The sequence below is a fragment of the Kitasatospora sp. NPDC004240 genome, from assembly GCF_053603215.1.
Window position 1 is genome coordinate 1 of record NZ_JBSGFD010000132.1, and the last position, 24,937, is coordinate 24,937.

General features: G+C 74.3%; 22 protein-coding genes and 2 tRNA genes. 13 read left to right on the top strand and 11 right to left on the bottom strand.

What is annotated here, in order from left to right:
* Both ACWEQL_RS29000 and ACWEQL_RS29005 read left to right on the top strand, forming a co-directional pair.
* On the top strand, positions 1-1,059 hold a 1,059-nt coding region (locus ACWEQL_RS29000; RefSeq protein WP_452153292.1), incomplete at its 5' end, for a M64 family metallopeptidase.
* Positions 1,060-1,220: 161 nt separating this feature from the next.
* Positions 1,221-2,639, top strand: a complete 1,419-nt coding sequence (locus ACWEQL_RS29005; protein ID WP_452153293.1) for an MFS transporter — start codon at positions 1,221-1,223, stop codon at positions 2,637-2,639.
* A gap of 85 nt (positions 2,640-2,724) precedes the next feature.
* Here ACWEQL_RS29005 and ACWEQL_RS29010 read toward each other — a convergent pair whose 3' ends face one another.
* Positions 2,725-3,546, bottom strand: coding sequence for a maleylpyruvate isomerase family mycothiol-dependent enzyme (locus tag ACWEQL_RS29010; protein WP_452153294.1), 822 nt, complete (start codon positions 3,544-3,546; stop codon positions 2,725-2,727).
* Between the two features lie 170 nt (positions 3,547-3,716).
* On the opposite strand from ACWEQL_RS29010, the gene ACWEQL_RS29015 reads away from it, so the two are divergent.
* From ACWEQL_RS29015 to ACWEQL_RS29025, 3 genes are all read left to right on the top strand, one after another.
* Positions 3,717-4,514 (top strand): carbon-nitrogen family hydrolase, encoded by a 798-nt coding sequence (locus ACWEQL_RS29015; RefSeq protein WP_452153295.1) that lies wholly within the window; start codon positions 3,717-3,719, stop codon positions 4,512-4,514.
* Between the two features lie 134 nt (positions 4,515-4,648).
* Positions 4,649-5,659, top strand: coding sequence for a GntR family transcriptional regulator (locus ACWEQL_RS29020; RefSeq protein WP_452153296.1), 1,011 nt, complete (start codon positions 4,649-4,651; stop codon positions 5,657-5,659).
* A 124-nt stretch (positions 5,660-5,783) separates the two neighbouring features.
* Positions 5,784-6,431: a hypothetical protein gene (locus ACWEQL_RS29025; RefSeq protein ID WP_452153297.1), complete on the top strand. Its 648-nt coding sequence runs from the start codon at positions 5,784-5,786 to the stop codon at positions 6,429-6,431.
* A 49-nt stretch (positions 6,432-6,480) separates the two neighbouring features.
* Here the strand turns inward: ACWEQL_RS29025 and ACWEQL_RS29030 are convergent, their stop codons facing one another.
* Positions 6,481-7,266 (bottom strand): SLATT domain-containing protein, encoded by a 786-nt coding sequence (locus ACWEQL_RS29030; RefSeq protein WP_452153298.1) that lies wholly within the window; start codon positions 7,264-7,266, stop codon positions 6,481-6,483.
* A 514-nt stretch (positions 7,267-7,780) separates the two neighbouring features.
* Between ACWEQL_RS29030 and purD the strand changes: the two genes are divergently transcribed.
* The 4 genes from purD (at position 7,781) to ACWEQL_RS29050 (ending at position 13,956) form a co-directional block, all read left to right on the top strand.
* Positions 7,781-9,028 (top strand): phosphoribosylamine--glycine ligase, encoded by a 1,248-nt coding sequence (purD, locus tag ACWEQL_RS29035; RefSeq protein WP_452153299.1) that lies wholly within the window; start codon positions 7,781-7,783, stop codon positions 9,026-9,028.
* A 595-nt stretch (positions 9,029-9,623) separates the two neighbouring features.
* Positions 9,624-11,183, top strand: coding sequence for a hypothetical protein (locus tag ACWEQL_RS29040; protein ID WP_452153300.1), 1,560 nt, complete (start codon positions 9,624-9,626; stop codon positions 11,181-11,183).
* Between the two features lie 225 nt (positions 11,184-11,408).
* Entirely contained in the window at positions 11,409-12,947 is a 1,539-nt protein-coding gene (locus ACWEQL_RS29045; RefSeq protein ID WP_452153301.1) for a N,N-dimethylformamidase beta subunit family domain-containing protein, read from the top strand.
* Positions 12,948-13,056: 109 nt separating this feature from the next.
* Positions 13,057-13,956: a phosphoribosylaminoimidazolesuccinocarboxamide synthase gene (locus tag ACWEQL_RS29050; RefSeq protein WP_452153302.1), complete on the top strand. Its 900-nt coding sequence runs from the start codon at positions 13,057-13,059 to the stop codon at positions 13,954-13,956.
* A 36-nt stretch (positions 13,957-13,992) separates the two neighbouring features.
* On the opposite strand, the gene ACWEQL_RS29055 is transcribed toward ACWEQL_RS29050, so the two are convergent.
* From ACWEQL_RS29055 to ACWEQL_RS29085, 7 genes are all read right to left on the bottom strand, one after another.
* Complete coding sequence (locus ACWEQL_RS29055; protein ID WP_452153303.1) at positions 13,993-14,613, bottom strand: response regulator; 621 nt, start codon at positions 14,611-14,613, stop codon at positions 13,993-13,995.
* A 56-nt stretch (positions 14,614-14,669) separates the two neighbouring features.
* Positions 14,670-15,929: a sensor histidine kinase gene (locus ACWEQL_RS29060; RefSeq protein ID WP_452153304.1), complete on the bottom strand. Its 1,260-nt coding sequence runs from the start codon at positions 15,927-15,929 to the stop codon at positions 14,670-14,672.
* 84 nt (positions 15,930-16,013) lie between these two features.
* Positions 16,014-16,847: an ABC transporter permease gene (locus tag ACWEQL_RS29065; RefSeq protein WP_452153305.1), complete on the bottom strand. Its 834-nt coding sequence runs from the start codon at positions 16,845-16,847 to the stop codon at positions 16,014-16,016.
* Positions 16,844-17,851: an ABC transporter ATP-binding protein gene (locus ACWEQL_RS29070; RefSeq protein ID WP_452153306.1), complete on the bottom strand. Its 1,008-nt coding sequence runs from the start codon at positions 17,849-17,851 to the stop codon at positions 16,844-16,846. Before ACWEQL_RS29070 ends, ACWEQL_RS29065 begins: the two co-directional genes overlap by 4 nt.
* 178 nt (positions 17,852-18,029) lie before the next feature.
* Positions 18,030-18,102, bottom strand: a tRNA-Gly gene (locus ACWEQL_RS29075).
* A gap of 40 nt (positions 18,103-18,142) precedes the next feature.
* Positions 18,143-18,215: transfer RNA gene (locus ACWEQL_RS29080), tRNA-Gly, on the bottom strand.
* A gap of 133 nt (positions 18,216-18,348) precedes the next feature.
* Positions 18,349-18,666 (bottom strand): histone-like nucleoid-structuring protein Lsr2, encoded by a 318-nt coding sequence (locus tag ACWEQL_RS29085; RefSeq protein ID WP_452153307.1) that lies wholly within the window; start codon positions 18,664-18,666, stop codon positions 18,349-18,351.
* Between the two features lie 466 nt (positions 18,667-19,132).
* Between ACWEQL_RS29085 and purS the strand changes: the two genes are divergently transcribed.
* The 4 genes from purS to ACWEQL_RS29105 all read left to right on the top strand — a co-directional run bounded on the left by purS (position 19,133) and on the right by ACWEQL_RS29105 (position 23,261).
* On the top strand, positions 19,133-19,387 hold the full coding sequence (gene purS / locus ACWEQL_RS29090) for a phosphoribosylformylglycinamidine synthase subunit PurS (RefSeq protein WP_033250393.1): 255 nt from the start codon (positions 19,133-19,135) through the stop codon (positions 19,385-19,387).
* Positions 19,384-20,061, top strand: a complete 678-nt coding sequence (gene purQ, locus ACWEQL_RS29095; RefSeq protein WP_354641513.1) for a phosphoribosylformylglycinamidine synthase subunit PurQ — start codon at positions 19,384-19,386, stop codon at positions 20,059-20,061. The genes purS and purQ overlap by 4 nt, the downstream gene beginning before the upstream one ends.
* Positions 20,061-22,316, top strand: coding sequence for a phosphoribosylformylglycinamidine synthase subunit PurL (gene purL / locus ACWEQL_RS29100; RefSeq protein WP_452153308.1), 2,256 nt, complete (start codon positions 20,061-20,063; stop codon positions 22,314-22,316). The genes purQ and purL overlap by 1 nt, the downstream gene beginning before the upstream one ends.
* Before the next feature lie 105 nt (positions 22,317-22,421).
* Positions 22,422-23,261, top strand: a complete 840-nt coding sequence (locus ACWEQL_RS29105) for a sterol carrier family protein (RefSeq protein WP_452153309.1) — start codon at positions 22,422-22,424, stop codon at positions 23,259-23,261.
* A gap of 17 nt (positions 23,262-23,278) precedes the next feature.
* Here the strand turns inward: ACWEQL_RS29105 and ACWEQL_RS29110 are convergent, their stop codons facing one another.
* Entirely contained in the window at positions 23,279-24,001 is a 723-nt protein-coding gene (locus ACWEQL_RS29110; RefSeq protein ID WP_452153310.1) for a hypothetical protein, read from the bottom strand.
* A 55-nt stretch (positions 24,002-24,056) separates the two neighbouring features.
* Positions 24,057-24,937 (bottom strand): DUF3152 domain-containing protein (locus ACWEQL_RS29115; protein ID WP_452153311.1); only part of this gene is annotated, 881 nt, incomplete at its 5' end.

A 24,937-nucleotide genomic window follows, 5' to 3' on the forward strand; every position in this document is an offset into this window, starting at 1 on the left:
CACCGCGCCGCGGGGGCCGCCCCGACCGTCGACATACGGCGCACCGGCGACCCCGCCAACCGCATCACCCTGGTCCTGCTCGGCGACGGCTACACGTCGGCCGAGCAGGACCTGTTCCATGAGCAGGCGGACCGCGCCTGGCGCTCGCTGATGGAGATCGAGCCGTTCCGCAGCTACCAGGGGTTCTTCAACATAAGGCGGGTCGAGGTGGTCTCCCCGGTCTCCGGCATCGCCGAGACCGAGAGCCGCGGCCGCAACCCCGCCACCCCGCTGGGCATGCACTTCTGGTGCGAGGGCACGGCCCGGCTGCTCTGCGCGGACGAGGACGCCGCCGCCCGCTACGCCGGGGACGGCGACGGCCCGCAGTACCTGATCGCGCTCGCCAACTCCACCGAGTACGGCGGCGCCGGCGGCACCGGGGTGACCACGCTGGCCGGCGGCAGCCCGGACGCCGGCCGGATCATCCAGCACGAGATAGGGCACACCGTGGGCGACCTCGGCGACGAGTACGACAGCGCGCCGGACGACGCCGACTACCCCAACCTGGCCTCCGAGAACGCCGACGAGATGCGCCGCAAGCAGGTCAAGTGGTGGCGCTGGCTGGGCGCCGAGTCACCCGACGGCGCCGGGACGATCGGGGCGTACCGCAGCGCCAACGGCGTCTACCGGCCCACCCCGGACTCGGTGATGCGCACCCTCGGCGGCTCGTACAACCTGCCCTCGCGGGAGGCGATCATCGAGGAGATCTACCGGCGGATCCGGCCGACCGACCCGCCGGTGCCCGCGCCCGGCGAGGTCGAGGGCCGGCCCAAGCTGGAGGTGCGGCCGCTGCCGCTGTCCGGCGCCCGGCAGCTACGGGTGGAGTGGGAGGTGGACGGCGTCCCGGTGGAGCCGCACGCCCCGGACCGCAGCTGGCTGGACACCGCCCGGCTGGACCTGCCGTCCGGCCGCACGGCCACCGTCACGGCCACCGTCCGGGACACCACGGACTGGGTGCGGGACGAGGCCTTCCGGGACCGCTACATGACCCGCTCGGTGTCCTGGACGGTACAGGGCTGAGCCCGCTGGCCGGCAGGTTCCGGGCGGTACCCGGCGGTACCCGGCGGTACCCGGCGGTACCCGGCGGTACCCGGCGGTACCCGGCGGGGAGGTGCTTCGTGTCCGATCGGCGACCGGGCCGGTGTGGGCATCGAATGATGGGATGACTAGTCTGGGCGGCTATGACCGTGGACCCCGCCAGCTCCGCCCGCCCGGTGTCCGTCCCCGGTCCCCGGAGCACCGCCACCACGCCGTCCCCGACCCGGGACGACCGGCCCGCTCCCGTACCCGCACCCGCACCCGCACCCGTACCCGCTCCGGCACCCGTACCCGCGGCCGCATCCGCACCGCCCGGGGGACGGGCCGCCTGGGCCGCCTGGTCGATCGGCGTCACCGTCTACGTGCTGGCCGTCGTCCACCGCACCAGCCTGGGCGTGGCCGGGCTGGACGCCGCCGACCGCTTCGGCATCGGCGCCTCGGCGCTGTCCACCTTCTCGATCCTCCAGGTGCTGGTCTACGCGGCGATGCAGATCCCGGTCGGGCTGCTGGTGGACCGCTTCGGCCCCCGCCGGGTGCTGATGCTCGGCATCCTGCTGCTCTCCACCGGACAGCTCGCCTTCGCGTTCTCCGCCGAGTTCGCCCCGGCGCTGGCCTCCCGGGCGGTGCTGGGCTGCGGCGACGCGATGACCTTCATCAGCGTGCTGCGGATCGCCGCCCGGTGGTTCCCCGCCGCGAAGAACCCGCTGATCGCCCAGCTCAGCGGCCTGGCCGGGATGGGCGGCAACCTGGTCACCACCGTGGTGCTCGCCCGGGCGCTGCACAGCGAGGGCTGGACGCCCACCTTCACCGCGATCGCGCTGCTCGGCGTCGCCGTCCTCGCCCTGGTCGCGCTGCTGCTGCGGGAGGCCCCGCCCGGCGCGGTCACGGCCCTGCCGGCCGGCCGTCCCCGGCTCGCGGTCGGCCGCCAGATCCGCGACTCCTGGCGGGAGCCCGGCACCCGGCTGGGCCTCTGGGTGCACTTCACCACGCAGTTCCCCGGCAACGCCTTCGCCCTGCTCTGGGGCCTGCCCTACCTGGTCGAGGCGCAGGGCCTGAGCCGGGCCGGGGCCGGCGGGCTGCTCACCGCGCTGGTGTTCGCCAACATGGCCTTCGGGCTGCTCTTCGGCCGGCTGCTCTCGCACGGCCCGCGCGCCCGGATGCCGATCGTGCTGACCGTCATCGCCGCCACCACGGCGGCCTGGACCCTGGTGCTGGCCTGGCCGGGGGCGCGGCCGCCGCTGTGGCTGCTGGTCACGGTGATCCTGGTCATGGGCAGCAACGGGCCGGCCTCGCTGGTCGGCCTCGACTACGCCCGCTCGCACAACCCGGCCGAGCGGCTCGGCACCGCCTCCGGGATCGCCAACATGGGCGGCTTCATCGGCACGATGATCACGCTGTTCGGCATCGGCGTGCTGCTGGACGGGCTCACCCCGGGCGGCGGCGCCGGCGGCTACTCCGCCGACGCCTACCGCTGGGCGTTCTGCTGGCAGTACGTGCCGATGGCCCTCGGGACGTCCATGATCCTGCGGCTGCGCCGGAAGGTCGCGCCCGCCGGCGGCTGAGCGGTCTGCGGCGGCCGAGCGCCCGCCAGCGGACGAGCGGCCTGCGGCGGACGAGCGGCCTGCGCGTCGGGGCCGGTCCGGCCGGTCAGGGCGTGACCGAGAAGTTGGCCAGCACCCGGGCGGCCAGCTCCTCGTCCCCCTCGATCTTCACCGGGCCGGGGCGGCCGCGGCCGCAGGCGAGCCGGACGAAGGTCTCCCAGCCCATGCCGAACTGCACGTCGGGGGCCAGGCTGACGGACTCGTCCACGTGGCCCCGGCCGTCCGCGTCCACCCGGACGGTCCGCAGGAACTCCACCGGCCCGGTCACGTCGACCACCACGGTGGTGCCGGCGGGAGCGCCGGCCTGGCGGGCGACCACCTTCGGCAGCGCCCCGATCAGCACGTCGCGGACGAGCAGGGCGGCCGGCGAGTCCAGGTTGCCCGGGATCCCCAGGGCGCGGCGCAGGTCCTGCTCGTGCACCCAGACGTCGAACGCCCGGGTGCGCAGCAGCTCGTGGTACGGCATGTCGCGGGTTTGCGGCCCGGCCGGAAAGCGGACCGGCTCGGTCGGGGTGTGCCGGGCGTTGCGCAGCGCCCGGGAGCGGCGGATGATCGTGTACTCCAGCTCGCCGGTCATCTCGGGCGCGGTGTGGCAGCGGCGCTTGTCGACCGGCAGCTCGATGTAGCGGGCCATCTCATTGGTGACGTGCCGCAGGTCGCGCGGCAGCGAGTGGATCGGACGGGGGTCTCCCAGCAGCTCCGACTCGCAGGCGATGACGTGCGAGACGACGTCGCGCACGGACCAGCCCGGGCACTCGGTCGCCCGGTTCCAGGCGTCCGTGGGCAGTGGGGCCACCAGCTCGGATATCGCCTCGATCGACTGCGTCCACGCGTCGGTGTAAGCCTGCACGGTTTGGTTGTCCGTCACGGGAATCTCCGGCCCTCCGTCAGCTGCCTTGCCGCACCGCCCAGGCTGGGGGAGGCCGGGAACGTCCGGCTTCCGGGCGCATGCGCTAACCGCACGTTACGCTGCCGGGTGAGAGCAAGGCAGCGCTTTCGGGTGACGATCGTAGGACTCTTGCCGTGGACGGTGGTACTGTGCGCGCTTCATTGATCCAACTCGCGGTCTCCGACGCCGAGCCGGTCGCCGAGCGGCGTGCCCGCGCGGCCGCCCTGGTGCGGGCGCAGCGGGGCGCCGATCTGGTGGTCCTGCCGGAGCTGTGGCCGCTCGGGGGCTTCGCCTACGACCTCTGGTCGGACGGCGCCGAGTCGCTGGACGGGCCGACCTCCGACGCGATGGCCTCGGCCGCGAAGGCCGCCGGGGTCTGGCTGCACGCCGGCTCGATCGTCGAGCGGGATCCGGACGGCCCGATCTACAACACCTCGCTGCTGTTCGCCCCGGACGGCGAGCTGGTGCACACCTACCGCAAGATCCACCGCTTCGGCTTCGACAGCGGCGAGGCGGTGGTGATGGGGGCCGGGCAGGAGATCGTCACCGCGGCCACCGACTTCGGCACGCTCGGCCTGGCCACCTGCTACGACCTGCGCTTCCCGGAGCTGTTCCGGGCGCTGCTGGACGCCGGCGCGCAGCTGCTGGTCGTGCCGGCGGCCTGGCCGGAGCGCCGGCGCGAGCACTGGACCCTGCTGAACCGGGCGCGCGCGGTGGAGGAGCAGGCGTACGTGCTGGCCTGCAACACCGCGGGCACCCACGGCGGGGTCGAGCAGGCCGGGCACAGCCTCGTGGTGGACCCGTGGGGCCGGGTGCTGGCCCAGGCGGGCGCGGACGAGGAGGTGCTCACCGTGGAGCTGGACCCGGCGGAGGTCGCCAAGGCCCGCGCCGACTTCCCGGTGCTGCGCGACCGGCTGCTGGGCATCCCGGCACCCGTCCAGCGCTGACGGGCGGCGGGACGGGTTCCCGCCCGGTCCGTGCCGAGCCGCGGTTTGAGAAGATGAGCCGCCGTCGTGTTCCGGTCGGGAGCCCGGCCGGTCCCAGTCCCGCCCAGGAGCAGTCCGCCAAGGAGGTCGCGCGCATGTCCGGCACCGGCGCCGGCGACACCCGTCCCGTCATCCACCGCAACAGCCTGCGCGAACAGATCGCGGGCGCGCTGCGCGAGGAGATGATGGCCGGCCGGCTGGCCGCGGGCCGCGACTTCACGGTCAAGGAGATCGCCGAGCTGTACGGGGTCTCCGCGACCCCGGCCCGCGAGGCGCTGGTGGACCTGTCCGCGCAGGGGCTGCTGCGCACCGAGCACAACCGGGGCTTCACGGTGCCGGAGTTCGGCTGGGCGGACTTCCTGGAGATCTTCGAGGCCCGGGTGATGCTGACCGAGAGCTACTTCCGGCAGCTGGCCACCCGGCCCGAGCTGCCGGACGTCACCCGGCTGCCCTCGCTGCGCCGCCGGGCGGACGCGGCGGTCCGGGCGGTCCGGGCGGGCAACCTGGACGTCATGGTGGGCTGCGACCGCCGCTTCTGGCAGGAGGTCGCCGGGCTGCTCGCCAACCGCCGGATCGGCGAGTACCTGGACTGGCTGCGGGTGCAGTCCTGGATGTTCGCCGCGCCCTACCTGCGGGCGCTGCCGGTGCTGGGCGGGGTCTGCTGGGACAGCCACGTCCGGCTGGTCGACGCGATCGAGGCGCGGGACCTGGCGGGCGCCCACCGGATCGTCTGCGAGTACAACCTGTTCACCGTCCGGCTGCTGGCCGACCTGACCGGGCAGCCGCTGGACTCGGTGGGCGTGCTGCCGCTGCTGCTCCCGCCCGCGGACGGGACCGCCGAGGGCGGGGGCGACACCGAGGGGGACGGCGGCGAGGCCGGGGTCCCCGAGGGGAGCGGCACCGCCGAGGGGAACGGCACCGCGGACGCCGGGGCAGGCGAGCCGGGCGGGGTCGGCGCGGAGGGCGGGGCGGCGGCCTTCGGCCTCGGCCTGGTGCCGCAGCCGCGCCTCCTGCCGCAGGGCCGGTTCGGGCACCGGCTGCCCGACCGGGCGGCGGACCGGCCGCCCGGTGCTCGGCCCGACCCGCACCGGACTCCGGGCCGGTAGGGTGGGCGGTCGTCGTACCGGCCGGTCGTCGTGCTGACCGCCCCACCCGTCCGGGCAGCGACCCGCCCATCCGTCGTCCGCCCGCGCGAACGACCCCGCCGCCCCTGAGAGGAAGAGCCGGCCCATGGCCTGCGACCTCTGGCTCGTCCCGCTCGTGGACGTGCTGAGCCACAGCCCCGACAACCCGTTCCGGGACGACCTCGCGCTGTACAACGCCTCGCTCACCGCGCACGGCCTGCCCGAGGTGCCGGTCTACCAGTACGTCGCCGGGCTGAGCGGCGCGGTCGAGCCGATAGCCGCGTTCGACTACGACTCGCTGCACTTCCTGCGCCGCGCGTACCTGCTGGGCCTCACCGGCCTGGACATCACGCCGGTGGACGCGCTCGGCGGCGACTACGAGCAGCTGCTGGAGATGTTCGAGAGCAGCGCGGAACAGTCCCACCTGGTCTGGCACTTCGACCACGCGGGCGCGTACGTGCCGATCGAGTTCGCGGTGCCGCTGGTGGACGAGGCGCTGCTGTCCTCGGGCGGGCCGCTGGGCTCCAGCCACGGGCTGCTGCGCGAGCTGCAGGCGATCGCGCCGGCGCTGGGCATCGACCCGGTGAACCCGCCGGCCCCGACCCGTCCGCTGGCGCCGACCGGGCTGGAGCAGCCCTTCGGCCCGCCGCTGGACGACCTGCACCCCTTCGCCCGGGAGCGGCACGCCTGGTCCGGCCTGTGGGCGGCGGCGACCCGCAGCGTCTCCCAGGGCTCGATGGTCGTCTTCGCCTGACCCGTCCGCGGGCCCGCCCCGCCCCGGGCGGGCGCGGGGCCGGACGGCCTCAGCGCAGCGGGCCCTCCGGCGGACGCTGGCGCGGCATGGTCGGCCGGGTGCCCGGCGGCGGCAGGACCCGCACCTGGGCGCCGACCCCGGTCTCGGTGCGCCCGCCCCAGCTGCCCGCGTTCTGCGTGGGCAGCTGGGTCATGCTGGCGCGGAACTCCAGCATCCACTCCGAGGTCTCGCTGCGGACCATGTCCGAGACGTCCTCGCAGAACCGGCGCAGCACGCCCAGACAGCGCTCGGCGGCCTCGCCCGCGGTGCCCTCGGTGGGGCCGAGCACCTCACGCACGCACTCCGAGGCCCAGTCGAACTGGAACGCCTCCAGCCGCCGCTGCAGCGCCTGCGCGGTGGACACGTCCCGCATCCAGCCGGAGGTGAGGCCGAAGACGCGGTCCGCGCCGTGGCAGGCCGCGGCGAGCGCCAGGCCCACGTAGCCCCAGCTGGTGCCGTGGGCGACGGTGCCGGTCAGGTCGACCAGCGGGGCGGTCACTCCGCCGATGGCGAATCCGGCCGTGCCGAAGCGCAGCAGCCGGGCCCAGCGGCGCTTCCAGACGCGGTCCCGCCGGTACCAGTCGATCGCCTCGACGGCCCGCTCCTCGGACCACCGGTAGAGCTCCTCCAGCCGCTCGGCGGGCTCACCCCAGTCCCCCAGCGGGAACTGGCGCGCGCTCAGATCGGTCCGGCGACGGGTGGACGCCCGGCGCGGGGCGACGGCGGCGGGCTGGTCCTCCTCGCCGACCTCCTTGCCCCAGGGACTCTCCTCGGGCTGCATTTCCGGCTGGCTCACCTGTGGGGCTCCCTGTGGCGGGCGGACTGCTGGGCTCTGGCCACCGGGGCGCGAGCCGGCTGGACCGGCCCCGGACTGACGGTTCGTCGCCCTGGTGTCCCCTCGGCCTGACGAACCGTGAAACAGCGGGTGACGCGTCGGACACACGACGCCGACGGACGAGTGTGGGCACCCGTAGGGTCGCGTACCGGCGGGGTGCCGGTGGTTGTCCAACAGCACTTCTTACCGCCAAATGGCTGATCGTGGGGGCGCTTCGCCAATGATCGTTATCGGAATCGGCCACCGGATGCCGAGGTGAGCGGGTTGCGGCGGTCGGCGAGATTTCACCCGTCCGAGCGAGTCTCCGGTGACCCGCCGTCCTGACCCGGACACCGCCGGCTCAACGGGGCGGCCTCCCGCTCGGAGGTTCCTCCGAGGATCGTGCTGCTCATCCGTACAGGACCGGAGGTTCCCACCATGCCGACAGGTGGACCGGAGGACGGTGTGAACCGGCCACCGGCTACCCTTGCCAAGCGTGAAGGTCCTCGTCATCGGCGGCGGCGCCCGCGAACACGCCCTGTGCCGCTCTCTGTCCCAAGATCCCGCCGTCACCGAGCTGCACTGCGCCCCGGGCAACGCCGGGATCGCGCAGGTGGCGACGGTCCACCCGGTCGACCAGCTCGACGGTGCCCAGGTCACGGCACTCGCCCGGCGGCTGGAGGCCGGCCTGGTCGTGGTCGGCCCGGAGGCCCCCCTGGTGGCCGGCGTCGCCGACGCCGTCCGCGCGGCCGGCATCCCGGTCTTCGGCCCGTCCGGTGAGGCCGCCCAACTGGAGGGCTCCAAGGCCTTCGCCAAGGACGTGATGGCCGGGGCCGGCGTCCCCACCGCCCGCTCCTACGTCTGCGTCACCGCCGAGGAGGCCGCCGAGGCGCTGGACGCCTTCGGCGCCCCGTACGTGGTGAAGGACGACGGCCTGGCGGCCGGCAAGGGCGTCGTGGTCACCTCCGACCGCGAGGCCGCGCTGGCCCACGCCGCCTCCTGCGAGAGGGTGGTCATCGAGGAGTACCTGGACGGCCCCGAGGTCTCGCTGTTCGCGATCACCGACGGCACCACCGTGCTGCCGCTGGTCCCCGCCCAGGACTTCAAGCGCGCGCTGGACGGCGACGAGGGCCCCAACACCGGCGGCATGGGCGCCTACTCGCCGCTGCCCTGGGCCCCCGCGGGCCTGGTCCAGGAGGTCCTGGAGACCGTCCTCCAGCCGACCGTGGACGAGCTGCGCCGCCGCGGCACCCCGTTCTCCGGCCTGCTCTACGCGGGCCTGGCGCTGACCTCGCGCGGCACCCGCGTGATCGAGTTCAACGCCCGCTTCGGCGACCCGGAGACCCAGGTCGTGCTGGCCCGGCTGCGCACCCCGCTGGCCGGCGTGCTGCTCGCCTCCGCCACCGGCACGCTCGACCAGCTGGAGCCGCTGCGCTGGGACGAGGGCGCCGCGGTCACCGTGGTGATCGCCTCCGAGGGCTACCCGGCCGCGCCGCGCACCGGCGACCCGATCGAGGGCCTGGCCGAGGCCGAGGAGTCCGGCACCGCGTACGTGCTGCACGCCGGCACCCGCACCGACGAGGACGGCCGGGTGCTCAGCGCCGGCGGCCGGGTGCTGTCGGTCACCGCGACCGGCGGGGACCTCGCCGAGGCCCGGACCCGCGCCTACGACGCGATCGGCCGGATCTCGCTCAAGGGCGGGCAGCACCGCACCGACATCGCCGCGAAGGCCGCGGCCCTCTAGGGCCGCCGGACCGGACGGACCGGACGGACCGGGCCGAGCGCGGCCGTACGACACGCCGATGCGGCCGAGGGCGCCGCGTCCACGGGGAGGACACCCCATGGGCGCAGCGCCCTCCGGCGTTTCGGGGCGGGAACGGTGCGGGTGGCCGACGCGCCGTTCGGCGGCCGGAATCAACCCATCGGGTGACAGCATCCGCATCCAGCTGACGTAACCGGTCCGACGGACTTATGGTGCGCTGGATCGCAGTGCCACCGGTCGTGCCGCTGCGATCGCCGCCGGGTGGCGGCGGGCGTGCGGGGGGATGCTGGACAGCGTCCGGCCGGAGTGCCGCTCGCCGGGCCGCCCGCGCCGCGGGCCGCCACGCACGGGCTCCGGGTACGGACGTCCGGAATGCGGGCGCCGTCACCGGGACGAGTGGAAACCGGGGCGATCCGGAACACCGACCCGTACGCGGGCGTCACAACTGTCAGAAGCGCCACGCTGCATGTACTACCGGGATCGGCTGCCGCCGCTTCCCGGTCGGAACTGATCGTTTCGAGCCGGCTCTGGGCCCGTCGCCGGGCGCCCGAGGGCTCCGAAGGGGGTGCCGCACCGTATGGCCGCTGTCGACACCGCGCGCGCTCATGCCCAGGCGGTCCTGCGGATCCGGGGTCTCGCCCTGGCCGCCGCCGCGCTGCCCGCCGCCGCCGCGGTGGTGCTGCTGGCCGGCCGGTTCACCGGCCGGATCGGGGCACCCGGCTCCCCCGACGCGGTGGCCTGGGACGCCGTCCGCTGGACGGTCTGCGCGGTGGCCGCGGTCACCCTCCTGCTGGCCGGCCTGGTGGTCCGGGCGCACCGGAGGGCCGTCCCGCCGCAGACCCCGGTGGTCCCGCTGGAGCGGGCCCAGGCCCCCGAGCTGTACCGGATGATCGCCGAGCTGGCCGACCGGCTGGAGGTTCCCGCGCCCTCCCGGATCGCGCTCACCCCCGACTGCGACAGCTGGCTGGAGGACGTCCCGGCGCCCGCCGGCCGCAGGGGGCGCCGGAAGGACGGCCCGCCCGCCCCGGTGCTGGTGATCGGCTCGCCCTTCCTGTGGTGGATGCGGGCCGGCGAGCTGCGCGCCCTGCTCGCCCCGGTGCTGGCCGGTACGGCGGCCGCGGCCGACCCGGAGATCGCGGCGGCCCGGCGCTTCCTGCGCGGCCTGGACGCCAGCCTGGACACCGGTACGGCCCCCGGCGCCCCGCTGGGCGCCCCGCCCGTCCCCCGCCCGCCCCGGCGCGGCGCGGCCGCACCGGTCGACCGGATCACCCGCCGGCTGCTCGGCGCCTGCCGCGAGCACGCCGCCGAGCTGGAGCGGGCCGTCGCCGCCCGGTCCTCCGAGCAGGCCCGCGCGGTCGACTACGGCCTGCGGATCGCCGCCCAGGAGCAGGTCGGCCTCGCCTACGCCGGGTGGGACCGCCTGCTCACCCGGGTCGCGCTGCCCGCCTGGCGGCTCGGCCGCCACCCCGGCCACCTGAACGCCGGTGTGGTCGCCGCGCTCACCGAGCTGTCCCGCCGCGACCGGCTCGCCGACGGCTACGGCAACCGGCTCGGCGACCGCCCCGCCTGCGACCTGCTGGAGGAGCCCGGCGCGGTCGACGAGGCGGTCTCGCTGCTGGCCGCCGACCTGTTCTTCGGGCGCCCCGCGGCCGGCGGCTGGCGCGGGCTGGACTGGGCGGACTACCCGGCCGAGGTGGTGGACGCCGGCTGGCGGGCCCGGGCCGCCGCGCTGCAGAGCGCCCTGGACCGGCTCGCCCCGCAGGCCCGCCCCGGCTCCCCGACCCTCACCCGGCTGCTCGCCCGGCTCGCCGACGGCGACGGCGAACGGCTGGCCGCCTCGCTCACCGCGCAGCTGGCCCGGACCACCACCCCGGCGCCGCTGCTGGAGCCCGTCCGCACCGGCCGCGACCTCCTGGTCGACCACGTCACCGCGATGGTCTGCTGCGCCGCCGTCGACACCGCCGGGGCCACCCCGGGCCTGGACTGGCTGGACGGCCCGGTGCTGCTGCTCGGCGGGGTGCGCCGCACCGACCTGGCCGGCCCGGTCGCGGAGGCCGTCGAGCAGGGCGACGACGGTCCGCTGCGCGCCTGGCTGGACGCCGCCGACGTCCGGCTGGAGAAGCCCGTGCGCCTCTGACACCGTCCCGGCGGGAGGCGCTCGGACGGCGGGCACGCGCCCCCGGGCGGGCCGGACGGAACGGGTCCGCGCAGGCCGGGGGCGGTGCGGCCGCGGGCCGGGCGGATTGCCGTACACGACTTGCTACCGTTGGGTGACGCAGCGCCAGCACTCTGTGGTCTATTAGTCCGCACGCACAACCGGGGGGCACCTGCCAACCGGCGTACGGGGGCACTGGGAGGGCGCGTGGGGTCGGAACGCAACCGGCGCTGGGAGTCCGGGACGCACGCGCACGGCGTCGCCGATCCCTTCGGCCAGGGCCCGCTGCCCTGGCTGCGCAGCCCCGAGCAGTACCTGGAGGGCCCCGGGGGAGTGCTCCCCTGGTACGTCTCCCTGGACGCCCCCGGGCAGCGCCCGCTGGTCGCCGCCCGGCACAAGGCCCCGGTGGGCTCCCCGAGTTGCGCCAACGACGTGGACCAGCAGATCAAGGGCTTCGCCTCGGCCGGGGTGGTCCGCCCCGGCGGCGCGGTCGACCTGCGGGTCACCGTCAACCCGCCCCGCGAGTTCACCGTCGACGTCTACCGGATCGGCCACTACGGCGGCGACGGCGCCCACCACATGACGTCCAGCCCGCTGATCGCCGGCATGGTCCAGCCCGCCCCGCTGGTCGCCGGGCGCACCGTCTCCTGCCACCACTGGTGGCACACCTGGCGGCTGCAGGTCCCCACCCACTGGCGGCCCGGCGCGTACGTCGCGGTGCTGACCACGGCCGACATGCTGCACCGCAGCCACATCCCGTTCACCGTCCGCGACTTCGAGGAGCGGGCGCACCCCGCCGAGCTGCTGCTGGTGATCCCCGACGTCACCTGGCAGGCCTACAACCTCTTCCCGGAGGACGGGCGCACCGGCGCCAGCCTCTACCACGCCTGGGACGACGCGGGGAGCCTGCTCAACGAGTCCGAGGCCGCCGTCACCGTCTCCTTCGACCGTCCGCACGCCGGGGCCGGTCTGCCCCTGCACGTCGGCCACGCCTACGACTTCATCCGCTGGGCCGAGCGCTACGGCTACGACCTCTCCTACGCCACCGCCTCCGACCTGCACGCCGGGCTGGTCGACCCGGCCCGGCACCGGGCGCTGGTCTTCCCCGGCCACGACGAGTACTGGTCCGAGCCGATGCGCCGGGCCGTCGAGCGGGCCCGGGACATCGGCACCTCGCTGGTCTTCCTCTCCGCCAACACCATGTACTGGCGGGTCGAGCTCTCCGCCACCTCCTCCGGCGAGCCCAACCGGCTGCTCAACTGCCGCAAGCGGCAGAAGAGCCCGCCCGGCGGCCCGGCCGCGGGTGCCCCCGGCGCAGCCAGCGCGCTCTGGCGGGACGCCGGCGAGCCCGAGCAGCACCTGCTCGGGGTGCAGTACGCGGGGCGGGTCGCCACGCCCGTCCCGCTGGTCGCCCGGCACACCCGGCACTGGCTCTGGGAGGGCACCGGTGTGCGGGAGGGCGACGAGCTGCCCGGACTGGTCGCCGGCGAGGCCGACCGCTACTACCCGAAGGTCGCGCTGCCCGAGTACAGCGAGCGCGTTCTGCTGGCCCACTCCCCGTACCTGGACCCGGCCGGGCGCGCCCGCCACCAGGAGACCTCGCTGTACCGGGCGCCCAGCGGCGCGTACGTCTTCGCCTCCGGCACCTTCGCCTGGTCGCCCGCGCTGGACCGGCCCGGGCACACCGACGACCGGGTCCAGCAGGCCACCGCGAACCTGCTGGACCGGCTCTGCAAAAACGGTTGAGCGGCGGGCGTCCGGGCCGGCCCCCGGCCGTCCGTGAAAGACTCGGGGGCAGTGACCTCCCCTTTCGCGCCCCACACCCCGCGAACCACCCCTGAGGACTGAGACGACCTTGAGCGGATTTGTCACCAAGCCCGAGCCGGTCCAGGTGCCCGGCCTGGTCCACCTGCACACCGGCAAGGTGCGCGACCTGTACCGCGCCGAGTCGGGTGACCTGGTGATGGTCGCCAGCGACCGCACCTCGGCCCACGACTGGGTGCTGCCCAACGAGATCCCGGACAAGGGCCGCATCCTCACCCAGCTCTCGCTGTGGTGGTTCGAGCGGATCGCCGACCTGGTGCCCAACCACGTCATCTCCACCGAGGTCCCGGCCGGCGCCCCCGCCGACTGGAAGGGCCGCACGCTGATCTGCCGCAGCCTGGAGATGGTCCCGGTCGAGTGCGTCGCCCGCGGCTACCTGGCCGGCTCCGGCCTCAGCGAGTACCAGGCCGACCGCACGGTCTGCGGGATCGCCCTGCCCGAGGGCCTCCGGGACGGCTCCGAGCTGCCCGCCCCGATCTACACCCCGGCCCTCAAGGCCGAGGTCGGCGACCACGACGAGAACGTCTCCTACGAGGAGACCGCCCGCCGGATCGGCGCCGAGCTGGCCGCCCGACTGCGCCGGACCACCCTGGACGTCTACTCCCGGGCCCGCGACATCGCCCGCGAGCGGGGCCTGATCCTCGCCGACACCAAGTTCGAGTTCGGCCTGGCCGACGGCGAGCTGGTGATCGGCGACGAGGTGCTCACCCCGGACTCCTCCCGCTACTGGCCCGCCGACCGCTGGGAGCCGGGCCACGCCCAGCCGTCCTTCGACAAGCAGCTCATCCGCGACTGGCTGACCTCCCCGGCCTCCGGCTGGGACCGTGCGAGCGAGCAGCCGCCGCCGGAGCTGCCGGCCGAGATCGTCGAGCTGAGCCGCGCCAAGTACATCGAGGCCTACGAGCGGCTGACCGGCACCACCTGGGTCTGATCCGCCCGCGCCGCCCGCGGGCACGGCCCGGCTGCCTCAGATCCAGCCGTGCTCGCGGGCGATCCGCACCGCCGCGTGGCGGTTCTCGGCGCCCAGCTTGGTGGCCGCCGAGGAGAGGTAGTTGCGGACGGTGCCCTGGGAGAGCGAGGCCTTCTCGGCGATCTCCGCGATCGAGGTGCCGTCCGCCGCCAGCTCCAGCACGTCCGTCTCGCGCGGCGTCAGCGGTGTCTCGCCCGCGCTGATCGCGTCCGCGGCCAGCTCCGGGTCGACGTACCGGCCGCCCGCCCGGACCGTGCGGATGATCCCGGCCAGGTCGGCGGCCGACACCGTCTTGGGCAGGAAGCCCCGCACCCCGACCTCCAGGGCCCGCTTCAGGTAGCCCGGCCGGCCGTGGCCGGTGACGATCATCGACCGGCAGTCCGGCAGCAGCGCCCGCAGGTGGGTCGCCACCTCGATGCCGTCCAGGCCCGGCATCTGGAGGTCCAGCACCGCGATGTCCGGGCGGTGCGCCTTGGCCATCGCCACCGCCTCCGGGCCGGAGGCGGCCTCGGCGACCACGGTGATGTCCTCCTCCAGGGAGAGCAGCGCGGCCATCGCGCCCCGGATCAGGTGCTCGTCGTCGGCGAGCAGGACGCGTACGGGAGCGGTGTCGGTCATCGGTCTTCCCCCTTGGTGCGGTCGTCGTCTTGCGGCTGGGTCCCGGGCCGCGGCGGCTACGGCACGGGGACGGCGGCGAGCAGCCTGAAACTACCCGGTCCGGCGTCCGGGACGGTCAGCTCCCCGTCGTGCGCGGCCAGCCGCTCGCGCAGCCCGTACAGGCCGGTGCCGCTGCCCTGGGACGGCAGCCGGACCTCCGGCACCCCGTCGTTCTCCAGTTCCAGCAGCACCCGGCCCGCCTCGCGGCGCAGCCGGATGGTGCAGCGGGCCGCCTCGCTGTGCCGCAGCACGTTGGTGGTCGCCTCGCGGATCACCCAGCCCAGTACCGACTGCACCGGCTGCGGCAGCCCGTCGGCGTGGTCGCCGAGGTCGATCTCGCAGGTCACGTCGGCGGCGCGGAGCACCGCGCGGGCGCCGATCGCCTCGGCGTGCAGATCGGCCGTGCGGTAGCCGCGCACCACGTCGCGGACCTCCCGCTGGGACTCCTGGGCGATCCGCTGCACCTCGGTCATCTGGTCGGCGGCGGCGTCCGGGCGGCCCCGGCGGGCCAGTTGGACGGCGAGCTCGCTCTTCAGCGCGATGGTGGTGAGGTTGCGGCCCATCACGTCGTGCAGGTCGCGGGAGAAGCGCAGCCGTTCCTCGGCGACGGCCAGCTGTGCCTGCGCCTCGCGGGCGCCGTCCAGCTCCCAGACCACCGACTGCATCCAGGCGAAGCTGCGGCAGCTGAACCCGATGAAGGTCATCGTCAGCGCGGTCCCGGTCAGCAGACCGAGGACGGACGGCAGGTCCATCCCGAGCAGCAGCAGCGGGGGAACGATCAGCACCAGGCCGGCCAGTCCGGCGAGGCCGGCGCGGCGCACGGTCAGTCCGACGCAGACCGGGCCGAAGGCGCTGATGGCCAGGGCGGCGGCGATCGAGGCGGTGGCCGGCAGCGGGACGTCGGGGTCCGCGCCTCCCTCCGGGGCGAGCAGCAGGACGAGCCAGCTGCCCGCCACCGCGGCCGCACCGGCGGCGGCGATCCAGCGCAGGTGGTCGGTCGGGCGGCCCAGGTACGCGTCCAGCGAGGTGCGGTAGGCGCGGAGGTTCAGCGCCGTCGACGCGAGGGCGGTGATCACCGTGACCGGGGCGTACCCGGGGGCGGCGCCGCCGTGCTCCACGTCGGCGAGGACGGCCAGCAGGATGGTCGGCAGCAGCAGCACCGACATCAGGTAGAGCGACCACCGGAGGTACAGCTCGGTGCGCTGCGGCTTGCCGAAGCCCTTCCACCGGCGCACCGGCCTCAATGCGTCCACGTCGTCCGTCCCCCGCTCGCTCATGATCGTGCTGCTGCTTTCCTATCAGGGGGCGGGTGGTGTGCCGGACGCCGGGCGGCGGGCCGGGCCGTCACGGACGGCGCCGGATCAGCGGCGCGGCTCCCAGCGGAACCAGCGGGTGGTGGCCCAGACGGCGACGGCGAGCCAGACGGCGCCGGTGAGCAGGTACGGGAGGGCGGTGGACCAGGTGCCGGCGAAGCCGGTGGCGGCGGCGGAGCCGTCGGTGCCGAACCAGCCGAGGCGGATCAGCTGGAAGGCCGGGGTGGTGGGCAGCAGCCGGCAGACCTCGGCCATCCGGTCCGGCATGATCTCCAGCGGGAAGAACAGGCCCGAGCCGAACTGGGAGACCATCAGCACCGGCATGGTGGTGATGCCCGCGCTCTCGACGGTCTTGGTGAAGGCGCTGGAGAGGGCGGCCAGGGCGATGAAGAGGACGATCGCGAGGAGCAGGCCGGCGGCCATCAGCAGCGGGTTGACCGGCGCGGAGAGGTCCAGCGCCACGGCGCCGCCGATGCCGACCACGGCGCACATCAGCAGGCCCAGGCCGACCGAGGGGACGGCGGTGCCGGCCAGGATCTCCAGGTCCCGGGCCTCGCCGGTGCGCAGTCGCTTGAGCACCAGCTCACCGCGGCGGGCCACGTACGCGGCGGTGAGGTTGTAGTAGACGACGAAGGCCAGGACCATCCCGATCGTGCCGTTGACCAGGTTGGAGTCGATGTCCAGGCCGGGGTTGGACTCGGCCTGCTGGGCGAGGACGCTGCGCAGGCCGCCGATCAGGAGCAGGGGCAGCAGCAGCGCGGTGAACAGGGCGGTGCGGTTGCGCAGCAGCAGGGTGGCCTCGGCGCGGCCGAGGGCGAGCAGCCGGCGGACGGTGGTGGTCTGCGGCTCGGAGTGCCGCGGGGCGGCGGTGGCGGTGGTCATCGGGAGAGTCCGATCAGGCGGCGGCGGGCGGTGGGACGGGCGGGGGTCTCGGCCGGGGGCTGCTGCGCGGCCTCCGAGGCGATGGCGAGGAAGGCCTCCTCCAGCGAGGCGCTGCGGGCGTCGAGGGCGCCGAGCTCGATCCCGTGGAGGTTGGCCCAGCCGAGCAGGTCGGTCAGGGTGGCCTGGAGCCGCGGGGTCTTCACGGTGATCCGGCGGCCCTCGGCGGTGACCTCGGCGCCGTCCAGCGGCGGGAGGGGGGCACCGGCGTACTCGGGCAGCTGGAAGGTGATCCGGGACGGGCGTCCGGCGATGACCTCGGCGACGGTGCCGGCCGCGACGATCCGGCCGCGGTGCATGATGGCCAGCCGGTCGGCGAGCTCCTCGGCCTCCTCCAGGTAGTGCGTGGTGAGCAGCACGGTGGTGCCCTGGGCCCGCAGTTCGCGCACCAGGCGCCAGACCGCGGCGCGGGCCTCCGGGTCGAGGCCGGTGCTGGGCTCGTCCAGGAAGAGGACCTCGGGGCGGCCGAGCAGGGCCATCGCCAGGTCGAGGCGGCGGCGCTCGCCGCCGGAGAGCTGCTTGACCCGGACGTCGCGGCGGTCGAGCAGGTTGACCAGCGCCAGCGCCTCGTCGACGGGGCGGGCGCCGCTGGTCAGGCCGGACCAGGTGCGGCCGGTCTCGGCGACGGTGAGGTCGCCGGGGAAGCCGCCCTCCTGGAGCATGATGCCGATCCGCGGACGGACGACGGCGCGCTCGCGGTGCGGGTCGTGGCCGAGGACGCGGACCCGGCCGCCGGTCGCGGGGGCCAGCCCCTCGATGACCTCCATGGTGGAGGTCTTGCCGGCGCCGTTGGTGCCGAGCAGCGCGAACAGCTCGCCGCGGCGGACGGTGAGGTCGACACCGCGGACCGCGTGGTAGCCGTCGGCTCCGTTCGTGCCGTAGTGGCGGTGGAGGTCGGTGACCTCGATCACGCTGTCCGCGCCGGGGCGGGGCTGGCTGTTTTCCATGCCCCAAGCCTCCCGTCGCCGGGGCGCCGTCGGCAGTGTGCGCCGTCATGACATCCGGGTGCGGATCCACGGGTCGGCGATGACAAATGTCATGGGCGCGGAAGGCCCGGGGAAGAACGGGGAAGAACGGGGACGGAACGCCGAAGGGCCCCCTCGATGAGGGGGCCCTTCGTACCGGAGCGGACGACGAGATTCGAACTCGCGACCCTCACCTTGGCAAGGTGATGCTCTACCAACTGAGCCACGTCCGCATGATGGAGATATTGAGTTGTGCTGTGCTCGCGCACTGCGAGCGGACGACGAGATTCGAACTCGCGACCCTCACCTTGGCAAGGTGATGCTCTACCAACTGAGCCACGTCCGCGTGGTGCCTGGTGGGGCACCCGCCGCCTGTTCGGATCTCTCTTCCCTGGCGACGAGGAATACTCTACAGCATCGATCGGGGTGGTCGCCCCACCCTTTCGGCGGGGTGGGGCGACCGCGGTCCGGTGACCGGGTCAGTTGGCCTCGGCGAAGGCCTCGTAGACGGACTTGGGGATGCGGCCCCGGGCCGGCAGCTCCATGCCGTGCGACTGGGCCCAGGCGCGTACGGCGGCCGGGTCCGGGGTCAGCGCGGTGCGGCGGAAGGACTTACCGGTGCGGCTCTGGCGACGGCCGGCCGCGACGAACGGGGCGAGGGCCTCCCGCAGCTTTTCCGCGTTGTCCAGGGACAGGTCGATCTCGTACGACTTCCCGTCGACGCCGAAGTGGACGGTTTCCGCGGCGGCGCCGCCGTCCAGGTCGTCGGAGAGCGTGACGACTACACGCTGAGCCATGGGTGTCAATCCTCTCGGGCAATTCGGCCGCTGGGGCGCGGGGTGCGCTCCCGGGGCCTGATGTGCACCAGTCGCGCAAGCGCATACGGGCAGGCGGAGTGCCATGCCGGATACGCAGCACTTGCCGCAGCAGGTGGCCCTATTCTGCACCCGAAGCGGGTCGAAATCGAAGAGTCCGGCATTCTTTTCCGGATATTCACGTGTCTTCGCCGGACTGCCGGATACCGGTGCACTCGGCTGGCCGATCTGTCCGGAGTGCCGGTATTCGGGTGTTCTCCGGGTGTTCTCGGCGGGACCGTCGAATCCGGTGAAACGGGGCACCCGTCAGGGGTCCGGGGGGCCTGGAACCCTTGCGCCGTAAGGGTCTCGGGTCTACGCGCGTCGCCCTCCCCGGCCAGCAATCCGGCCCGAAACCCCCGGTAGTCTGGAGTTCCCCCGCCTCACGAAGACACCACCGGGAGTGCCAGTGGCACGCGTCGTAGTCGACGTCATGCTCAAGCCGGAGATCCTCGACCCCCAGGGACAGGCGGTGCAGCGCGCACTGCCCCGTCTCGGTTTCGCCGGGATCGCCGACGTCCGCCAGGGCAAGCGTTTCGAGCTGGAGCTGGAGGGGCCGGTCGACGACGCCGCGCTCGCCCGCATCCGCGAAGCCGCCGAGACCTTCCTCGCCAACACCGTGATCGAGGACTTCACCGTCCGCGTCGAGGAGGAGGGCAAGTGACCACCCGAGTCGGCGTCGTCACTTTCCCCGGTTCCCTCGACGACCGCGACGCCCAGCGCGCGGTCCGCCTCGCCGGCGCCGAGCCGGTCGCCCTCTGGCACCGTGACAAGGATCTCCACCAGGTCGACGCCGTCGTCCTGCCGGGTGGATTCAGTTACGGCGACTATCTGCGGTGCGGCGCCATCTCCCGCTTCTCGCCGGTGATGGAGACCGTCATCGAGCAGGCGAAGCTGGGAATGCCCGTTCTCGGTATCTGCAACGGCTTCCAGGTGCTCTGCGAATCGCACCTGCTGCCCGGCGCGCTCACCCGCAACGACTCGCTGCACTTCATCTGCCGCGACCAGAAGCTGCGGATCGAGAACGCCGGCACCGCCTGGACCCGGGATTACTCGGCCGGCCAGGAAATCGTCGTCCCGCTGAAGAACGGCGAGGGCCGCTTCGTCGCCGACGAGCACGTCCTCGACGAACTGGAGGCGGAGGGCCGCGTGGTCGCCCGCTACCTCGACGTCAACCCGAACGGTTCGTACCGTGACATCGCCGGCATCACCAACGCCGCGGGCAATGTCGTCGGCCTGATGCCGCACCCGGAGCACGCCGTGGAGCCGCTCACCGGCCCGACCACCGAGGGCCTGGGCTTCTTCACTTCCGTACTGAAGCAGCTGGTGAACGCCTGATGAGCCTCGACACCGTCAAGAACGCCGAGCAGACCCCGGACGCGGCCCAGCCCTGGGCCGAGCTCGGCCTCAAGGAGGACGAGTACGCCCGCATCCGCGAGATCCTCGGCCGCCGTCCCACCGGCGCCGAGCTCGCGATGTACTCGGTCATGTGGTCGGAGCACTGCTCGTACAAGAGCTCCAAGGTCCACCTGAAGCAGTTCGGCGAGAAGGCGCCCGAGAACGACGCCATGCTCGTCGGCATCGGCGAGAACGCCGGCGTCGTCGACGTCGGCCAGGGCTACGCGGTCACCTTCAAGGTCGAGTCGCACAACCACCCGTCGTACATCGAGCCCTACCAGGGCGCGGCCACCGGCATCGGCGGCATCGTGCGCGACATCCTCGCCATGGGCGCCCGCCCGGTCGCCGTGATGGACCCGCTGCGCTTCGGCGCGGCCGACCACCCGGACACCCGGCGCGTGCTGCCCGGCATCGTCGCGGGCATCGGCGGCTACGGCAACTGCCTGGGCCTGCCGAACATCGGCGGCGAGGTCGTCTTCGACTCCTGCTACCAGGGCAACCCGCTGGTCAACGCGCTGTGCGTGGGTGTCATGAAGCACGAGGACATCCACCTCGCCAAGGCCTCCGGCCCCGGCAACAAGGTCATCCTGTACGGCGCCCGCACCGGCGGCGACGGCATCGGCGGCGTCTCCGTGCTCGCCTCGGAGACCTTCGACGCGACCGGCCCGGCCAAGCGCCCCGCCGTCCAGGTCGGCGACCCCTTCCAGGAGAAGCTCCTCATCGAGTGCACCCTGGAGATCTTCAAGGAGGACCTGGTCGCCGGCATCCAGGACCTCGGCGGCGCCGGTCTGTCCTGCGCCACCTCGGAGCTGGCCTCGGCCGGCACCGGCGGCATGCGGATCGAGCTCGACACCGTCCCGCTGCGCGACAACACGCTCTCGCCCGAGGAGATCCTCATGAGCGAGTCGCAGGAGCGCATGTGCGCCATCGTCGAGCCGGCCAAGGTCGGGCGCTTCCTGGAGATCTGCGAGAAGTGGGACGTCATCGCCACCGTCATCGGTGAGGTGACCGACGGCGAGCGCCTGGAGATCTTCTGGCACGGCGAGCAGGTCGTGGACGTGCCGCCGCGCACCGTCGCCCACGAGGGCCCGACCTACCACCGTCCGTTCGCCCGCCCGGGCTGGCAGGACGCGCTGCAGGCCGACGCCCCCACCGCCGAGCGGCTGGCCCGCCCGACCACCGGCGAGGGCCTGAAGGCCGACCTGCTCAAGGTCGCCGCCCACCCGAACCAGGCCTCCAAGTCCTGGATCACCGACCAGTACGACCGCTACGTGCTCGGCAACACCGTGCTCTCGGTCGGCGAGGACTCGGGCATGATCCGGATCGACGAGGAGACCAACCTCGGCGTCTCGGTCGCCACCGACGGCAACGGCCGCTACGCCAAGCTGGACCCGTACACCGGCGCCCAGCTGGCCCTCGCCGAGGCGTACCGCAACGTCGCCGCCGGCGGTGCCAAGCCGCTCGCCGTCTCCGACTGCCTCAACTTCGGCTCCCCCGAGGACCCGGACGTGATGTGGCAGTTCGCCGAGGCCACCCGTGGCCTGGCCGACGCCTGCCAGGTGCTCGGCACCCCGGTCACCGGCGGCAACGTCTCGCTGTACAACCAGACCGGCGAGACCGCCATCCACCCGACCCCCGTGGTCGCGGTGCTCGGCGTGATCGACGACGTCACCCGCCGCACCCCGATCGGCTTCGCCGAGGAGGGCCAGCTGCTCTACCTGCTGGGCGACACCGCCGACGAGCTCGGCGGCTCGTCCTGGTCCCAGGTGGTCCACGACCACCTCGGCGGTCTGCCGCCGAAGGTCGACCTGGAGCGCGAGCGGCTGCTCGGCGAGATCCTGATCGCCGCCTCGCGCGACGGCATGATCGACGCCGCGCACGACCTCTCCGACGGCGGCCTGGGCCAGGCCCTGGTGGAGAGCTGCCTCAAGGGCGGCCGTGGCGCCCGGGTCATCGTGCCCGAGGGTCTGGACCCGTTCGTGTTCCTGTTCTCCGAGTCGGCGGGCCGCGCGGTCGTCGCGGTGCCGCGCAGCGAGGAGCTCCGGTTCAACGACATGTGCACCGCCCGGGCGCTGCCGGCCACCCGCATCGGCGTGGTCGACGGTGACAGCCTGGACGTGCAGGACCAGTTCAGCGTCTCGCTGGCCGAGCTGAAGGACGCCCACACCGGCGTCATCGAGGCCCTGCTCGCCTGAACCGGCCCCCGCGGCGGCACCCGCTGCCGCACGGTCGTCGCACGCCCGTCCGAAGGGCGGTCCTCCCGTACCGGGTGGGCCGCCCTTCGGCGTACGCTGCCGGACATGCCTCCCAAGTCCCGTGCCAAGGCCCGTGTCCACCGGCCCGAGAAGGTGGTCGCGGCGCTCGCCGCGCAGACCGGTGCGCTGCGCTCCGCCGTCCGCGGGCTGTGCGCGGGCCCGGACGCGGAGGACCTGCTCGCCCGGCCGACCCGGGTCGGCGCGTGGACGGTCCGCGAACTGGTCGCCCACCTGGCGGTCCAACTCGCCTGGGTGCCCGCCCACCTGGACGATCCGCGGGAGGGCCGGCCGCCGCTGGAGCTGGTGGACTGGGTGATCCGGGTCGCCGAGGTGGCGCCGGCGCTGGACGCGGCCGCCAAGGAGCACGCCGCCGGGGAGTTCGGCGGCGGTCCGGCCTCGGTGGCGGACGCCTTCGACCGGGCCGCGGACGCCCTGCTGGCCCTGCTCGCCGATCCCGTGGCCACCGACCCGGCCCGGCGCTTCGAGATCCGGCTGGGTTCGCTGCCGCTGCCCGACATGCTGGTGACCCGGCTGGTCGAGGCCGTGGTGCACGCCGACGACCTGGCCGACGCGCTCGGCGGGGCCGCGTTCCCGCACGACCGGCAGGCCCTGGCCGCGGTCACCCGGCTGCTGGCCGACGCGTTCGCCGCGCGCACCCCCGGCGGGGCGGTGGAGCTGCGGGTGCCGCCGTACGCGGTGGTGCAGGCGGTCGAGGGGCCCCGGCACACCCGGGGGACCCCGCCCAACGTGGTCGAGACCGATCCGCTCACCTGGATCCGGCTGGCCACCGGCCGCGCCGACTGGGACGCGGAGCTGGCCGCCCACACCGTCTCCGCCAGCGGTGAGCGCAGCGACCTGGGGGGCCACCTGCCGGTGCTGGGCTGAGGCCCGTCCTCGGCGGCTCAGGGGCGCAGCTGGCCGACGAGGGTCTCGGTGACCTTGCGCAGGCTCTCGCCGCGCAGCGCGTCGTCCTTCCTGGGCACCGTGCCGCCCTGGGAGACCAGCAGGGCCATGTCACCGCGGCCGATGACCGGCAGCCGGACCATCGCGGCCTCGCCGTCGCCGGGTGACACCTGGACCTCGCCCCGGATCAGGCTGCCCCGGTAGAACCCGTCCATCTCCTTGGCGTGGATGCCACCGCGGGAGACGGCGAGCGGCAGCAGCAGGCCGGACGCCCCGTCGTTCTCCTCGACGACCAGCAGGATGATCTCCACCGGGGCGCCGGAGGCACTGAGGTTGCAGGTGATCGCGGTGGTCGCGGGCACGGCCGGCATGGTCGTCGGCGCGCCCTCCGGCGGTATCCGGGTCGTCGGCCAGGGCCGGGGGCCCCGCGCGGGGGTCGTGTCGACCACGACGGCCGGGTCGCCGTTGGCGCCCGGGGTGACCTCGCGCTCGGCGCCGGCGGCCTTCAGGGCGGCCGCGAGGTCGAGGCCGAACGGGCAGGCGGAGGTCTCGGTCAGCTGCTTCGACGTCGCGGTGACCCCTTCGTAGGAGAGCTTCCCCGGGCCGCCGGCGGCCCCGAAGAGCTCGGAGGCCCCGGAGGAGGAAGAGGAACAGGCCGTCACGCCGACGAGGATCCCGGCGGCGGTCAGCAGAGCGGTGACTGTCGTACGGTCAGCTGTCATGTCGTCAGGCTACTCACCGCCGTACGGCCGGGCCGCCGAGTCGCGTACCCCGGTGCTACGGCACGGCCGGGCCGCTGAGGTACGTGCCCTCGGCGCTGTACGGCCAGGCGTTGGGCGCGCAGCCCTTGAGTCCGTATATCTGCTGCATCATCGCGGGCGCCGGCTTGCCCGGGCCGGGACAGCTCTCGTGGCCGTGGCCGATCCGGTGGCCGACCTCGTGGTTGACGATCAGCGCCCGGTACTCCTCGACCGGTCCGCTGAACTGCGGCGAACCGGTGTTCCAGCGCTTGGAGTTGACCAGCACCTGGCTGCCGACGTTGCAGTTCACCTCGCCGTGGGTGTCCAGCCCGGCCGCGCCGCAGAGCTTGTCCACGGTGCCCGGCGAGGCGATCTTCACGGTGAAGTCGTACGTGCCGGTGGAGACCAGCTGGAAGCCGTTCTTCCCGTCGGTGGTCCAGCCGCGCTTGTCGGCCAGGATCGCCTGCACCGCGGCGGCCGAGCCCGCCGGGTCGATGCCGATGCCGTCCTCGACCTCCACCCGGTAGCGGCGGATCTTGCCCTTGCCGACCGCGGCGGAGGAGCCCTTGGCGATGGTGAAGGTCCCGGGGCCCGTGGCGGGGCCGGGGTCCGCGGTGGCGGGCGTGGTGGGCGCCGGGGCCGCGGGAGCGGTGGGGGTCGGGGCCGGCGGCTCGGGCGTGTGTTCCGGGGTCCGTTCGGCGGCCGGGGCGACCCGGGCCTGGGTGGTCGGGCCACCGTCGCCGGGCAGCGCGTCGGGGCGGTTCAGGACGAAGAGCGTGCCGCCGAGCACCGCCAGCGCGGCGACCAGCGCGATCAGCATCCCCGGCCCCATCCGGCGGCGCGGGCGCCGGCGCCGCCGTCCGCCGTGGGCCCTGGCCGGGGCACCGGAGCGGGGGCCGGACCGGGTCGAGGCCGAGG

Bases quoted from the DNA above. Each gene is read 5' to 3' on its own strand.
- ACWEQL_RS29040 (WP_452153300.1), top strand. From the start codon at position 9,624: ATGGCCGCTGTCGACACCGCGCGCGCTCATGCCCAGGCGGTCCTGCGG.
- ACWEQL_RS29085 (WP_452153307.1), bottom strand. From the start codon at position 18,666: ATGGCTCAGCGTGTAGTCGTCACGCTCTCCGACGACCTGGACGGCGGC.
- ACWEQL_RS29105 (WP_452153309.1), top strand. From the start codon at position 22,422: ATGCCTCCCAAGTCCCGTGCCAAGGCCCGTGTCCACCGGCCCGAGAAG.
- purL (WP_452153308.1), top strand. From the start codon at position 20,061: ATGAGCCTCGACACCGTCAAGAACGCCGAGCAGACCCCGGACGCGGCC.
- ACWEQL_RS29055 (WP_452153303.1), bottom strand. From the start codon at position 14,613: ATGACCGACACCGCTCCCGTACGCGTCCTGCTCGCCGACGACGAGCAC.
- ACWEQL_RS29065 (WP_452153305.1), bottom strand. From the start codon at position 16,847: ATGACCACCGCCACCGCCGCCCCGCGGCACTCCGAGCCGCAGACCACC.
- ACWEQL_RS29005 (WP_452153293.1), top strand. From the start codon at position 1,221: ATGACCGTGGACCCCGCCAGCTCCGCCCGCCCGGTGTCCGTCCCCGGT.
- ACWEQL_RS29020 (WP_452153296.1), top strand. From the start codon at position 4,649: ATGTCCGGCACCGGCGCCGGCGACACCCGTCCCGTCATCCACCGCAAC.
- ACWEQL_RS29060 (WP_452153304.1), bottom strand. From the start codon at position 15,929: ATGAGCGAGCGGGGGACGGACGACGTGGACGCATTGAGGCCGGTGCGC.
- ACWEQL_RS29025 (WP_452153297.1), top strand. From the start codon at position 5,784: ATGGCCTGCGACCTCTGGCTCGTCCCGCTCGTGGACGTGCTGAGCCAC.
- ACWEQL_RS29110 (WP_452153310.1), bottom strand. From the start codon at position 24,001: ATGACAGCTGACCGTACGACAGTCACCGCTCTGCTGACCGCCGCCGGG.
- ACWEQL_RS29070 (WP_452153306.1), bottom strand. From the start codon at position 17,851: ATGGAAAACAGCCAGCCCCGCCCCGGCGCGGACAGCGTGATCGAGGTC.